A 12,765-nucleotide genomic window follows, 5' to 3' on the forward strand; every position below is an offset into this window, starting at 1 on the left:
GGGAGGGAATTTGAAGGATTCGGCAGCAGAAAACAAAAAACCCGCAACTCACGTTGCGGGTTCCTTGCTGAATCTTGGTGCCCAGGAGAGGACTCGAACCTCCACAGTGTTGCCACCGCTAGGACCTGAACCTAGTGCGTCTACCAATTCCGCCACCTGGGCAGGTGTCGAAACAACCGAAGCGGCCATTATAGCGACCGTCAAACGTTTGTCAAATAGTTTCGAGAAAAATTGAATCAGAACAACTATCCGATCCCCAGCCGGGAAGAAATCCTCGGCGTACTGAGAACTTCGGGGTCGCCCCTGTCGGCCGGCGATATCGCCAAGGCCCTGGCCGTCACGCGCAAGGAGCATGACGGCTTTCAGAAACGGCTTGCCGCGATGGAACGCGACGGCCAGATCGAACTGAACCGCAAGGGCCGCTACGAGCTGGCCCATCAACCGAATTTCGTCGTCGGCCGCGTACAGGGCCATCGCGATGGCTTTGGCTTCCTGATTCGCGACGATGGCGAGGACGATATCTTCCTGCCCGAGCGCGAACTGCAGAAGGCGATGCACAACGACCGCGCCCAGGTGCGCGTGGTGGGCTACGACCGCCGCGGGCGTCCGGAAGGGCAGATCGTCGAGATCGTCGAGCGCGCCAACCGTTTCGTGATCGGCCGTCTGCTGTCCGAAAACGGCGTGCTGGTGGTGGCGCCCGAAGACAAGCGCATCGGCCAGGACATCCTGATCCCGCCCAAGTCGCAAGGCAAGGCGCGCGTGGGCCAGGTGGTCAGCGTCGAGCTGATGGAGTGGCCGGACCGCTACGTGCAGCCCGTGGGCCGCGTGGTGGAAGTGCTGGGCGACATCGACGATCCCGGCATGGAAATCGAGATCGCCGTGCGCAAGTACGGCGTGCCGCACGAGTTCTCGGCGGCTGCCGCCAAGGAAGCGCAGGCGCTGCCTGACGAAGTGCGCCAGGCCGACCTGGACCATCGCATCGACCTGCGCGACGTGCCGCTGGTGACGATCGACGGCGAAGACGCGCGCGACTTTGACGATGCCGTCTACTGCGAGCCGGTCAAGATCGGCCGCGCCAAGGGCTGGCGCCTGATCGTGGCCATTGCCGACGTGTCGCACTACGTGCGCCCCGGCACGCCGCTGGACGCCGATGCGCTCGACCGCGCCACGTCGGTGTACTTCCCGCGCCGGGTCATCCCGATGCTGCCGGAGAAGCTGTCGAACGGCCTGTGCTCGCTGAACCCGAACGTCGACCGCCTGTGCATGGTCTGCGATGCCGTGATCACGGCCAAGGGCGAGTTGAAGGGCTACCAGTTCTATCCGGCCGTGATGCACTCGGCGGCGCGGCTGACCTATAACGAGGTCTGGGCCGTCCTGTCGAACACCAAGGGCCCGGAGGCGCACAAGCGTGCCGGGCTGGTGCCGCACCTGCAGAACCTCTACGAACTGTTCCAGGTCCTGCTCAAGGCGCGCCGCGAGCGCGGGGCGATCGACTTCGACACGACCGAGACGTATATCGTCTGCAACGCGCAGGGCAAGATCGAACAGATCCTGCCGCGCACCCGCAACGATGCGCACCGGCTGATCGAGGAATGCATGCTGACGGCCAACGTCTGCGCGGCCGACTTCCTCGAACGCTTCAAGCACCCGGCGCTGTACCGGATCCACGCGGGCCCGAGCGAGGAAAAGCTCAAGAACCTGCGCGAATTCCTGAGGACGGCGGGCCTGTCCCTGGGCGGCGGCGACAAGCCGCAGGCTTCGGATTACGCCGAGGTGATGGACAAGATCAAGTCGCGCCCCGATGCGCCGATGCTGCAGACGATGCTGCTGCGCTCGATGCAGCAGGCCGTCTACAGCCCCGACAACATCGGCCACTTCGGTCTGGCCTACGAGGCCTACGCGCACTTCACGAGCCCGATCCGGCGCTATCCCGATCTGCTCGTGCATCGCTCGATCAAGGCCATCCTGGCGCATACCAAGTACCGGCCGGCCTTTATCCCGGGCACCGAACTGAACACGCAGATCTCGCCCAAGGCGCGCCGCATGCAGGCCGCCGACGCCGAGAAGCGTGCCGAGAACGCTGCCGCCCGCGCCAAGCGCGACGAGGGCATCTGGGACGAACTGGGCCTGCACTGCTCGGCCAACGAACGCCGGGCCGACGAGGCCTCGCGCGACGTGGAAGCCTGGCTGAAGTGCTATTTCATGCGCGACAAGCTCGGCAGCGATTTCGCCGGGACGATCAGTGCGGTCACGTCGTTCGGCATCTTCGTGCAGCTCGACGAACTCTACGTGGAAGGGCTGGTGCACGTCACCGAGCTGGGCAGCGACTACTTCCAGTACGACGAGGCCCGCAACGAACTGCGCGGCGAACGGACTGGCATCCGCTACCGGCTGACCGACCGCGTGCGTGTGCAGGTCTCGCGCGTGGACCTCGATGCGCGCAAGATCGATTTCCGCCTGGTGCAGGAGCCGTCGGCCAAGACGCTGCGCGGTCGTGCCGGCGTCCCCGAGCAGCCGCGCGTGCCTGCCGCCCATGCGGTGCCGGCGCGCAAGAAGGGCCGGCAACTGGCGGCCCTGCTCGGCGGCACCTCGAAGCCCGAGGAATCGTTCGACGAAACGCTGGACCGCGTGATCGAAGAGCAGCCTGTGTTCGAGGCCGTGATCACGCCGGTCAAGCCGCGTGAGGCGAATGTCGGACATGCGCCGCATTCGGGCCGCAAGGCGCCGGCGGGCAAGCCGGCCAAGCGGGCCGCCAAGCCCAAGCCGCCGCACCTGCAAACGGCCAAGAAGTCCGCGGCCAAGCGGGCGCCGAAGCCGGCCGGCAAAACGAGCCGCGCCGCGCGCAAGCGGTAAGCAAATCGGCGTTGTGGTGAGGCCATGGCGGGTACAATGCGCGCCATGGCCAAACACAAACTCCTGATCGGCTTTCACGCCGTCAACGCACGCCTGCGCCAGAATGCGCAGAGCGTTTCCGACATCTACATCGAAGCGAACCGCAAGGACCGCCGCATGCTGGACTTCGTCCGGCTGGCGGAAGGCCTTGGCGTGACGCTGCATCCGGTGGATGCCGACCGCCTGCGCGGCATGGCCGGCACCGACCGCCACCAAGGTGTGGTGGCGCGCGCCGAGGATGTCTCGCTCGCCCTCAATCTCGACGAACTGCTGGACGGCATCGAAGGTACGCCGCTGCTGCTGGTGCTGGACGGCGTGACCGATCCGCACAACCTCGGCGCATGCCTGCGCGTGGCCGATGGTGCCGGTGCCCATGCGGTCATCGCGCCGAAGGACCGCAGCGTCGGCCTTAATACCACCGTGGCGAAGGTGGCCAGTGGCGCCGCCGAAACCATTCCCTATATCACCGTGACCAACCTGGCGCGCACGCTGCGCGAACTGCAGGAGCGCGGCATCTGGGTGATCGGCACGGCGGACGGCACGGACAAGTCGCTCTACGACCTGGACCTGAAGGGCCCGACCGCCATCGTGATGGGGGCCGAAGGCGAGGGCATGCGCCGCCTGACGCGCGAAACCTGTGACGAGCTGGTGGCCATTCCGATGGCCGGCGGCGTGGAAAGCCTCAATGTTTCGGTAGCCAGCGGCGTGTGCCTGTACGAGGCCGTGCGCCAGCGCCGGGGCTGACATGATCGTCGATGCCGCCGCGCTGGAGCAGGCACGCCAGTGGATCGACGCCGCGCAAAACATCTTCGTGCTGACCGGCGCGGGGATCTCGGCGGAATCCGGCGTGCCGACCTTCCGCGATGCCCTGACCGGGCTCTGGGCGCGCTTCGATCCCGAGGAGCTGGCCACGGAGGAAGCCTTTCGGCGCCAGCCGGCGCTGGTGTGGCAGTGGTACGAACACCGGCGCGAACTGGTGTCGGCCGCCCGGCCGAATCCCGCCCACTACGCGCTGGCGGCACTGGCCGGCCAGAAATCGTTGACGCTGGTCACGCAGAATATCGACGGCCTGCATCAGCAGGCTGGCAGCGAACACGTGGTGGAATTGCACGGCAACCTGTTCGCCAACAAATGGCTGGACGGCTGCGGGCGCTGCGACACGGTGCCGCCGGTGCCGGGCGAGCCGCCGCATTGCGCGCTGTGCGGGGCGATGATGCGCCCCGGCGTGGTGTGGTTTGGCGAGGATCTGCCGCGCGTGGCGCGCTTTCGCGCCGATCACGCGGCGCAGCACTGCGACCTCTGCCTGGTCGTCGGCACCTCGGGGATGGTCTATCCGGCGGCCGCGCTGCCGGGCCTGGCGAAGGAACACGGGGCCCGCGTGCTGATGGTCAATCCGCAGCCGTCGGCCCTGGATGCCACGGCAGACCTGTTGCTGTCCGCGCCGGCAGGGCAGTGCCTGCCGATGCTGTGGCCGCAAGGCGCGGCCTGAGCGCCTGACCGCCTGATCGCCTTATCCCGTGTGCCGGTGATGCCGGTGCTCGCGCAGCCCGCCAATGCCGGCCTGGCAGGCAGGCGCGCTCAGCCCGCCAGTTCCGCCACGAGCTTTTCGAGCTTCACCGCGTCCGCGGCGAACAGGCGGATACCTTCGGACAACTTCTCGGTGGCCATCGCATCCTCGTTCAGCTGCCAGCGGAACGCTGGCTCGTCGGCGGCGATGCGTGCGATGTTGCCGGCCTGGGCGTGCTCCACCGACAGCTTGCGCTCTACCGGGGCCTGGCTGCCCGCCAGCTGCTCCAGCAGTTCCGGGCTGATGGTCAGCAGGTCGGAGCCCGCCAATGCCAGGATCTGGCCCGTGCCGCGGAAGCTGGCACCCATCACCTCGGTGTCGTAGCCGAACTTCTTGTAGTAATCGTAGATCTGGCGCACCGAGCGCACGCCGGGGTCGTTGTCGCCCGCGTTGGCGTCGGCATCCCACTGGTCGCCTGCCTGCTTCTTGTACCAGTCCAGAATGCGCCCGACGAACGGCGAGATCAGCTGCGCGCCGGCTTCGGCGCAGGCCACGGCCTGTACCAGCGAGAACAGCAGCGTCATGTTGCAGCGGATGCCTTCGCGCTGCAGGACGGCGGCGGCCTGGATGCCTTCCCAGGTCGAGGCGATCTTGATCAGCACGCGCTCGCGGGCCACGCCGCGCTGCTCGTACAGGCCGATCAGGTGCCGCGCCTTGTCGACGGTGGCCTGCGTGTCGAACGACAGGCGCGCGTCGACTTCCGTCGATACCCGGCCCGGCACGATGGCCAGGATCTCGCAGCCGAAGGCGATCAGCAACTGGTCCATGACGGCCTCGACGCCCGCGCTGCCGTGATGGTCGCGCGTGGCCTGCTCCAGCAGCGGCCGGTACTCGGGCTTCTGCACGGCCTTGAGGATCAGCGACGGATTGGTGGTCGCGTCCTGCGGCGTGTACTGCTTCATCAGCTGGAAGTCGCCGGTATCGGCCACTACCGTGGTGAACTGCTTCAGTTGTTCGAGCGCGTTCATGATCTGGTTCCGTCTGAAAGAAGTCTGGGGCGGAGCTCGCCGGGAATGGGCCATTGTAACGGCGCGGCGTGATGCGGCAAGGCGATGGGGCCCGCAGAGGCCGCGGCGCGCAAGCTCGGCACCGGGGCGGCAATCGCCGGACGGGGGCTGCGATCCGCTACACTACGCCCTTCCCAACGCAATTCTGGCTGTTGTCATGACTCAGGATGAACTCAAGGCGCAGGTCGCGCAAGCCGCCGCCGACTATGTGAAGCAGGAAGTGCCCCAAGGTGCCGTTCTCGGCGTGGGCACGGGCTCCACCGCCAATCTCTTCATCGACGCCGTCGCGGCGTTCAAGGACCGCTTCAGCGGCGCCGTTTCCAGCTCGGAAGCGTCCACGCGCCGTCTGCAGCAGCATGGCTTCACCGTGCTGGACCTCAACGAGGTCGACACCATCCCCGTCTATGTTGACGGCGCCGACGAGATCGACGCCTCGGGCGCGATGATCAAGGGCGGTGGCGGCGCGCTGACGCGCGAGAAGATCGTGGCGTCGGTGGCCGAGCGCTTCGTCTGCATCGCCGATGGCAGCAAGCTGGTGCCGGTCATGGGCACCTTCCCGCTGCCGGTCGAGGTGATCCCGATGGCACGCGCCGCGGTCGCCCGCCAGCTGGCCGCGCTCGGGGGCCAGCCGCGCCTGCGCATGACCAAGGAAGGCGGCATCTACAAGACCGACAACGGCAATGTGATCCTCGATGTGGCCGGCCTGAAGATCGAAGACCCCAAAGCCCTGGAGCAGCGCATCAACCATCTGCCCGGCGTGGTGACGGTGGGCCTGTTCGCGCTGCGCGGCGCCAACGTGCTGCTGCTGGGCACCGAGCAGGGCGTGCAGCGTACCGACTACTGAGCCGGGTCGCGCCGGCGGTCAGCCCGCGAGCCCATGCTCGACGGCGTAGACCGCCACCTGCACGCGGCTGGCGAGGTTGAGCTTCTTCAGGATGTTCTGCACGTGAATCTTCACGGTGCTTTCCGCCACGCCAAGCTCGCGCGCGATTTCCTTGTTGCTTTCGCCGCGCACCAGCCCCTGCACGATGTCGCGCTCGCGCACGGTGAGCGGGGCGCTCCGCTGGCTACCCTCATGGCGGAGGGCCGCGCCGGACGCGATGTTCGGCGCCCGAAACTGCTGCACCAGCTTCGCCGTCATGCCTTCCGATATCACCGGTTCGCCGGCCGCCGCCCGCCGGATGGCGCTGGTCAGGGCTTCGGTCTCGATGTTCTTGAGCAGATAGCCGCGCGCGCCGCTGCGCAGGGCGGTTGCCAGCTCGTCCGCCTCTTCCGACACGGTCAGTACGACCACGGCGCTGTCGGGCAGGTCTTCCACCAGCAGATGCAGGGCTTCGAGCCCGGACAGCCCGGGCATGTTCAGGTCCAGCGGGATCACGTCGGGCCGATGCTGCTTGGCGCGCTTGATGCCCTCCACGCCGTCGGCGGCCTCGTCGACGATCTCGAAATCCGCTTGCCGCTGCAGCAGGGCGCGAATGCCCGAGCGGAACAGCGTATGGTCGTCGATCAACAGGATGCGGATGGTCATGATGAGGGGCCTCAGGCAGGTATGCTGGCCGGCGTGGTGGCCGGTGCAGCGTCCGGCAGGTCGGCGGTTGGGGCGGGGCGGCCGTCGGACGCAACGTCGCGCGGCAGGGTCAGTTCGATCCGTACGCCAAGCCCCGGGCGGGCGTCGATGGCAAGCTGCGCGCCAAGCCTGGCCGCGCGCTCGCGCATGATGTGCAGGCCGATGTGGCTGGCGTCGTGTTCGTCCAGCCGGCCGGCGTCGAATCCGTCGCCATCGTCCTGCACCACCAGCCGGAACAGCCGGTCGTGCCGGATCGAGATCGTCACGTGTTCGGCCATGGCGTGCTTGCGCACGTTCGACAATGCTTCCTGCAGGATGAACAGCACCTGCAGCTGGTCTTCGGGCTGCAGCGGCAGGCCCTTGTCGTCGATGGTCAGCGTGGCGTCGGTGCGGCATTGGCGCCGGAAGCGCGCCACGGTTTCTTCCACGGCGGGGCGCAGGCCACCGGTGGTCAGCCGCGACCGGAAATTGTGCAGCAGCTCGCGCACGTCCTGGTAGCTCTCTTCCACACCATGGCGCAACAGCGGGATGATTTCCTGCACCTCGCCATCGGCACGCCGGTCCACGGCGTCTTCCAGCAACTGCACCTGCAGATTCAGAAAATTCAGCCCCTGCGCGATGCTGTCGTGCAGCCCCTGAGCCACCAGGTGGCGTTCTTCCACGACGGCCAGCTGGCGCGCACTGGCCGACAGGCGGATGTGTTCCAGCGCCGTGGCCAGATGCTGGGCCATCGTTTCGAGCAATTGCCGGTCCGATGGCGGCAGTTCGCGCGCCACCCGGAAGTGCAGCGTCAGCGTGCCCACCGGCCCGCGCAGGGTGTCCAGCCGGAACGCGGCCATCGACAGGAAGCCTTCGCGCCGGCAAGGCGAGGGCAGCGCCGGGGGCATCGGGACCTGCGCCGGGGACATGGACCGGCGCAGGTCGGCCACCGTGACAATGCCGGCTTGCGTGGCATGCCCGCAGTGACACGCATCGACGTCCGCGCAGTGATCGTCGTCGGCCAACGTCATCGACAAGCCCGCCGATGCCAGCCGATGGAGCTTGCCCTGGCGGGCGTCGTACACGCGCACGGACCCGCCATCGGCGCCGAACTGCGGCATCACGCGCGCCAGGAAACCCTGCGCCAGGGTTTCGGAATCGCCGGCCTGGTTCAGGAAGGCGGCCATGTCGTAGAGCGCCTCGAGGTCGCGATTCTGGCGGGCCAGTTCCGCCGTCTTGCTGGTCACCCGGGCGGCCAGGTCCTGGTAGAGATCCTGCAATTCGGCAGCCATCCGGTTGAAGCCCGAGGTCAGCGTGCCGAATTCGTCGCGGGTTTCCACTGGCAGGCGCAGCGAAAATTCGCGGGCGGCCATGCGGCGCAGGCCGTCCTGCAGACGCAGCACGGGCAGGATGATCCAGAGGTAGAGCAGATAGATGACGGCCACGGTGCCCACGCAGGCCATGATGGCCAGCCCGACTTGCGACAGGCGCAGCATGTCGGTCTTGCGTGCGCTGTTGTGCTCGATCTGACGGACCAGCCGGTCGGCCCGATTGACAAATCCCGGCAGCGCCCGGACGTACTGGCTGGCGTTGCCGGCCAGCGCCAGCGGCTTGAGCTGCTGCGACCAGTCGGCCACCACGGCGTCAAGCTGTGCGTGGATGGCGGGTTCGTCGGGCAGGAACAGCGGGCGGGCCGGATTGCCCTTGCGCAGCTGGGCCAGCGTGTTGTCGAGCGTGGTGATCTGCTCGGCCAGGCTGTTGGGTTTGCCTGATGCCGACAACGACAGCTCGATGGCGACACGATTGGCGCGCATGCGCAGGCTGCCGGCGTCATTGATGGCGGCGCCCGCGCCTTCGAGCTTCCAGGACAGGTAGAGCGTGCCGGCGATCATCGTCAGCACGGCCAGCAGCGACACCAGCGATAGCAGGATGATGCGCGTGGACAGCCGGTAGCGCGGCGGCGTAAGCCGGACGGTGTCCGGGACGTGGCCGGTCTCCGGCAGCGGATGCGGCGTGGCGGCAGCCGAAGCGGAGGCTGTCGTGGGGTTGTCTAGGGGCGTTGGAGTCGTGGGGCCTGGCATGGAATCGGGTTGGCACAAGGGGCGGGCGGGGGGCGTGCGCAACCTTGGATCCGATTTTCGGCGTGATGGGGCAGGTGATTTCTGCGCCAGATCAAGAAATGTGCAATCCGTGGGCCGATGTGGCGGGGACGTCAATGGGGTGGAACGTCTGCCAGCCGGCGGTCGGCTGTTCGCGGCCGCCAACGCGTGGATGGGCGCGCAGTCGCTGTCGGCCTTGCGCTGTATGTTCCGCATGCGCAAGCAGGGCGGCTTGCCGCCCCGCGTACTGCGAGAATGAACGAAAAAGAGGGAAGGGAAGGAAGGGGAGGGGAAAAAAAGGAAAGGCTGTTTGCCGTCACACCGCAGCAGCGGTGACCGGCGCCCGGGCCAGCGCGGCGGGCTTTTCGCCAGTCAGCAGGTAGTGCATCAGCTCGGCCACGGGGCGGATGGTTTCGCCAAATGGCAGTTTGCCCTTGCCACGGAAGAACAGGCCGCGTTCCACATCGCCGCGCACGGCTTGCGCAAGTTTCAGGTCGATGCAGAACTGGCCGATCTTGGCCACGCCATCCCGCAGTCCGCATGCCTGCAGGCAGTCGAAGCCCTCCAGGCAGTCTCGCGGCTTGGCGCGGCGCTGCAGCCGACTTTCGCTCGACAGATAGCGCGATAGCCACGGTGTCAGCACGGCCCGCGCCGGAAGCCCGGCCACGCTGGTGAATTCGCGCAGGGTGTCCGGCGTGGCGGTGGCCAGCACCTGCTTGAAGTCCGGATGGGCATCGCATTCCTCGGTCACGGCGAATGCGGTGCCCAGTTGCACGGCCGACGCGCCTTCGCCCAGCCAGTGGCGCACCTTCTCGTGGGAATTGATGCCGCCAGCCAGGATCAGCGGGATGCTGTCCCAGGCCAGCCCCAGCGTCTGGAACAGTTCGCGGCATTCGGTCAGCACGCGGGCGAACGAAAATCGTTCGTTGCCAAGATCCTCGATGGTGGCGGCGCCAAGATGGCCGCCGGCGTGCGCCGGATGCTCGATCACGATGGCGTCGGGCAGGCGGCCCTTTTTCATCCACCGGCGCAGGACCAGGCCAATGCCACGCGTTTCGGACAGGATCGGGATCAGGGCGACCTTCGGATGGTCGGCGGCCAGTTCGGGCAGATCCAGCGGCAGCCCGGCGCCCATGACGATGGCGTCGGCGCCGCTTTCGCAGGCTTGCCGCACCAGCTGGGCGTGGGAGCCCACGGCCTTCATCACGTTGACGGCGATGAGGCCGCGGCCGCCCGACAGCGCGCGCGCGGACCGGATTTCGCGATCGAGCGCCACACGGTTCGCCGCCTCGATTTTCTCCTTGTCATGGGTCCCGCGCGTCTGGGCCATCAGGTCTTCGTGGTGGTGGCGCAGGTCGATGCTGGCAATGGTGCCGACGCCGTTGTTGGCGGCCACGGTGCCCGCCAGTCGATGGGCGGAGATGCCGATGCCCATGCCGCCCTGGACGAGCGGCAGCAGTCGCCTTCCAGCGAGTTTCAGCCAGTGTTCTGTCATGAGTCCATTCCGGATAGTGTTTTGCTGTTTTGCATCAGGGGCAAACGGCGGTGACTGTGTTACGGACGTCGCGTACGGGGGTGTCGGGCAGCGGGCAAACCAGTGGCAGGAAGCTGTCGGCGCGGTCGGAATAAGCGAGCAGCGCGCCGGCGGCAATATCGAAATACCAGCCATGCAATGTCAGTTCGCCACGCTCGCACGCGGCGCGCACGAACGGGAACGACTCGAGGTTGCGCAGCGACACCAGGATCGATGCCTGTTCACAGGCATGCTGACGTTGCTCGGCGCTTGCGTCTGGCATGGTCTGCTCCACCATCTGGCGGGCGGGTGCCGCAATGCGCACCCAGGGACCAATGAAATCCTGGCCGGCACGCACCGGTGCCGTGTCGCCCTCAGCCTCGGGCCGCGCCAACAATGCGCGAATTCCGCCGCATCCGCTATGACCCATGACAATAATTCTGGCGACGCGCAGTTGCTCTACCGCAAATTGGATGGCCGCCGATACCCCGTGGAGCCGTCCAGTCTCCCTTTCGCTACATGGCGGCACCAGATTTGCCACATTTCTGACAGTGAAGAGATCGCCCGGATCGCTGCCGAGCAGCAGTCCGGGGTCCACGCGGGAATCGCTGCATCCAATCAGCAGAGTCTGAGGATGCTGCCCGGCGCGCAGCGCATCGTACAGCGCCGGCGCATCCTCGAAGTAATGCTGCTGGAAACGTTCGAACCCTTTCAGGAGGCGCTCGATCGTATGCATGGCGATGCCTTACCGGCTGCGCACCAGCTGCCAGGCGCGTCCGAGATAGCCCACCGACGCAAAGCCGCTCCACACATGCACCAGCCGGGTGAACGGGAAGATCGCGAACAGCGAGATGCCCATGAACAGATGCGCCTTGAAGACCAGCGGCGCGTCGGCCACGTAGCTTGCGGCATCCCCGCGCAGCGTGACGATGTGCTGGGCCCAGGTCATCAGCTGCACCATCATGTGGCCGTCCATGTGGCTGGCCGACGCGAAGATGGTGGACAGGCCCAGCAGCAGCGTGACCAGCAGCCACAGCAGCAGCACCTTGTCACCCGTACGGGTGACGGCGGACACGCGGGCGTTGGTCAGACGGCGGTGCAGCAGGATCAGCAGCCCGGCCAGGCACATGGTGCCCATGACGCCGCCGGCCGTCATGGCCACGGCCTGTTTGAGGCTGTGCGAGACACCCAGCGCGTCCCACACCGCCACCGGCGTGAGCAGGCCCGCCAGATGGCCGAAGAACAGGCCGAGGATGCCGACATGGAACAGGATGTTGCCCGTGCGCAGGTTGCCGCGGTACAGCATCTGCGAGCTGTCCGATTTCCATGTGTACTGCTCGCGCTCGAAGCGCGCCAGGCTGCCGAACAGAAAGATGGCGGCGGCGATATACGGGTAGATCCCGAACAGGAATTGATGGACCAGAGTCATGGTGAGGGTGCTCGGTTAGCGGGGGTGGGTGGCTGACGGCTTGCCGCGCGCGGCGGCCGCGGCGTCCCGCTTGTAGAAGCGCACCGTCTCGACGTCGGGCTTGCGGGCCAGCAGCGGCTCCACGCCGTCCGCGCCGGGGCCGAATCTCTCCATGGCCTCGTCCATGTCGCGCACGGGCGGTTCTTCCTGCGGCTGCGGCTGCACGTCGGTCAGCGTGCGCAGCGTGCGGAATGCGGCGGCATAGGGGCTTTCGCTGCGGGCCAGGCGGTCGCCAATGGCGGCCAGCACGTGGATGGCGTCGCCCAGCAGCTGCCCGGCACGCGCTGGCTTGCCGTCCATGACCAGGGCGCCCAGGTATTCCAGAAACAGCGGGACATAGTCCGGCAGTTCGGCGGTGGTCAGGTCGAAGCCGTCGCGCCGGTATTCCTGCAGCAGGTCCACCATCGCCTGGCCGCGATCGCGGCTTTCGCCGTGCACATGCTCGAACAGGTGCAGCGAATGGGCCGGATTGCGGTCGAACGTGGCCACGTAGTTTTCCTGCAGCCGGATCAGCGGTTCGCGGCGCAGCATTTCGGTCAGCGGCGCCAGCATGTCGCGCGCCTGCGGCCATTCGGCCAGGGCCAGGTCGATGTCGGGCATGCCGTCGACCAGTGCCTGGTCCGGATAGCTGAGCATGGCGCTCAGCACTCGATGAATAGTCATGGCGTTCTCC

11 protein-coding genes and 1 tRNA gene are annotated in these 12,765 nt (G+C 67.1%); 4 read left to right on the plus strand and 8 right to left on the minus strand.

Going from position 1 to position 12,765, the window contains the following annotated elements:
• Positions 1–75 precede the first annotated feature (75 nt).
• A tRNA-Leu gene (locus AC24R4_RS23325) sits at positions 76–162 on the minus strand.
• 69 nt (positions 163–231) lie between these two features.
• Here AC24R4_RS23325 and rnr point away from each other — a divergent pair.
• From rnr to AC24R4_RS23340, 3 genes are read left to right on the plus strand one after another with little or no spacing between them, the layout of a single operon-like run.
• On the plus strand, positions 232–2,853 hold the full coding sequence (gene rnr / locus AC24R4_RS23330; RefSeq protein ID WP_153945265.1) for a ribonuclease R: 2,622 nt from the start codon (positions 232–234) through the stop codon (positions 2,851–2,853).
• Positions 2,854–2,898: 45 nt separating this feature from the next.
• The gene (gene rlmB / locus AC24R4_RS23335) at positions 2,899–3,636 is read left to right on the plus strand and encodes a 23S rRNA (guanosine(2251)-2'-O)-methyltransferase RlmB (RefSeq protein ID WP_400393172.1); all 738 of its coding nucleotides are present in this window, start codon (positions 2,899–2,901) and stop codon (positions 3,634–3,636) included.
• 1 nt (position 3,637) lies between these two features.
• Positions 3,638–4,381 (plus strand): SIR2 family NAD-dependent protein deacylase, encoded by a 744-nt coding sequence (locus AC24R4_RS23340; protein WP_487523670.1) that lies wholly within the window; start codon positions 3,638–3,640, stop codon positions 4,379–4,381.
• Positions 4,382–4,470: 89 nt separating this feature from the next.
• On the opposite strand, the gene tal is transcribed toward AC24R4_RS23340, so the two are convergent.
• Entirely contained in the window at positions 4,471–5,427 is a 957-nt protein-coding gene (gene tal, locus AC24R4_RS23345; protein ID WP_400396332.1) for a transaldolase, read from the minus strand.
• A 196-nt stretch (positions 5,428–5,623) separates the two neighbouring features.
• Between tal and rpiA the strand changes: the two genes are divergently transcribed.
• A complete protein-coding gene (rpiA, locus tag AC24R4_RS23350) occupies positions 5,624–6,310 on the plus strand; it encodes a ribose-5-phosphate isomerase RpiA (protein ID WP_400396330.1) in 687 nt (228 codons plus the stop codon).
• Positions 6,311–6,328: 18 nt separating this feature from the next.
• Here the strand turns inward: rpiA and AC24R4_RS23355 are convergent, their stop codons facing one another.
• The 6 genes from AC24R4_RS23355 to narJ all read right to left on the minus strand — a co-directional run bounded on the left by AC24R4_RS23355 (position 6,329) and on the right by narJ (position 12,755).
• Complete coding sequence (locus AC24R4_RS23355) at positions 6,329–6,994, minus strand: response regulator (protein ID WP_400396328.1); 666 nt, start codon at positions 6,992–6,994, stop codon at positions 6,329–6,331.
• A gap of 11 nt (positions 6,995–7,005) precedes the next feature.
• Positions 7,006–9,093, minus strand: a complete 2,088-nt coding sequence (locus AC24R4_RS23360) for a type IV pili methyl-accepting chemotaxis transducer N-terminal domain-containing protein (protein WP_487523671.1) — start codon at positions 9,091–9,093, stop codon at positions 7,006–7,008.
• Between the two features lie 334 nt (positions 9,094–9,427).
• Positions 9,428–10,606 carry an NAD(P)H-dependent flavin oxidoreductase gene (locus AC24R4_RS23365; protein WP_487523672.1) on the minus strand — a complete coding sequence of 393 codons (1,179 nt, stop codon included), beginning with the start codon at positions 10,604–10,606 and terminating at the stop codon, positions 9,428–9,430.
• A gap of 34 nt (positions 10,607–10,640) precedes the next feature.
• Positions 10,641–11,360, minus strand: a complete 720-nt coding sequence (locus AC24R4_RS23370) for a carbonic anhydrase (protein WP_487523673.1) — start codon at positions 11,358–11,360, stop codon at positions 10,641–10,643.
• A gap of 9 nt (positions 11,361–11,369) precedes the next feature.
• Positions 11,370–12,053 carry a respiratory nitrate reductase subunit gamma gene (gene narI, locus AC24R4_RS23375; protein ID WP_487523674.1) on the minus strand — a complete coding sequence of 228 codons (684 nt, stop codon included), beginning with the start codon at positions 12,051–12,053 and terminating at the stop codon, positions 11,370–11,372.
• Between the two features lie 15 nt (positions 12,054–12,068).
• A complete protein-coding gene (gene narJ, locus AC24R4_RS23380) occupies positions 12,069–12,755 on the minus strand; it encodes a nitrate reductase molybdenum cofactor assembly chaperone (RefSeq protein WP_487523675.1) in 687 nt (228 codons plus the stop codon).
• Positions 12,756–12,765: the final 10 nt, after the last annotated feature.

The sequence above is a fragment of the Cupriavidus sp. CER-90 genome, from assembly GCF_057652055.1.

What these genes read in the sequence shown, in the direction of transcription:
- narI (WP_487523674.1), bottom strand. Translation starts at nt 12,053, where the DNA reads ATGACTCTGGTCCATCAATTCCTGTTCGGGATCTACCCGTATATCGCC.
- tal (WP_400396332.1), bottom strand. Translation starts at nt 5,427, where the DNA reads ATGAACGCGCTCGAACAACTGAAGCAGTTCACCACGGTAGTGGCCGAT.
- rpiA (WP_400396330.1), top strand. Translation starts at nt 5,624, where the DNA reads ATGACTCAGGATGAACTCAAGGCGCAGGTCGCGCAAGCCGCCGCCGAC.
- narJ (WP_487523675.1), bottom strand. Translation starts at nt 12,755, where the DNA reads ATGACTATTCATCGAGTGCTGAGCGCCATGCTCAGCTATCCGGACCAG.
- AC24R4_RS23340 (WP_487523670.1), top strand. Translation starts at nt 3,638, where the DNA reads ATGATCGTCGATGCCGCCGCGCTGGAGCAGGCACGCCAGTGGATCGAC.
- AC24R4_RS23370 (WP_487523673.1), bottom strand. Translation starts at nt 11,360, where the DNA reads ATGCATACGATCGAGCGCCTCCTGAAAGGGTTCGAACGTTTCCAGCAG.
- rlmB (WP_400393172.1), top strand. Translation starts at nt 2,899, where the DNA reads ATGGCCAAACACAAACTCCTGATCGGCTTTCACGCCGTCAACGCACGC.
- AC24R4_RS23360 (WP_487523671.1), bottom strand. Translation starts at nt 9,093, where the DNA reads ATGCCAGGCCCCACGACTCCAACGCCCCTAGACAACCCCACGACAGCC.
- AC24R4_RS23365 (WP_487523672.1), bottom strand. Translation starts at nt 10,606, where the DNA reads ATGACAGAACACTGGCTGAAACTCGCTGGAAGGCGACTGCTGCCGCTC.
- AC24R4_RS23355 (WP_400396328.1), bottom strand. Translation starts at nt 6,994, where the DNA reads ATGACCATCCGCATCCTGTTGATCGACGACCATACGCTGTTCCGCTCG.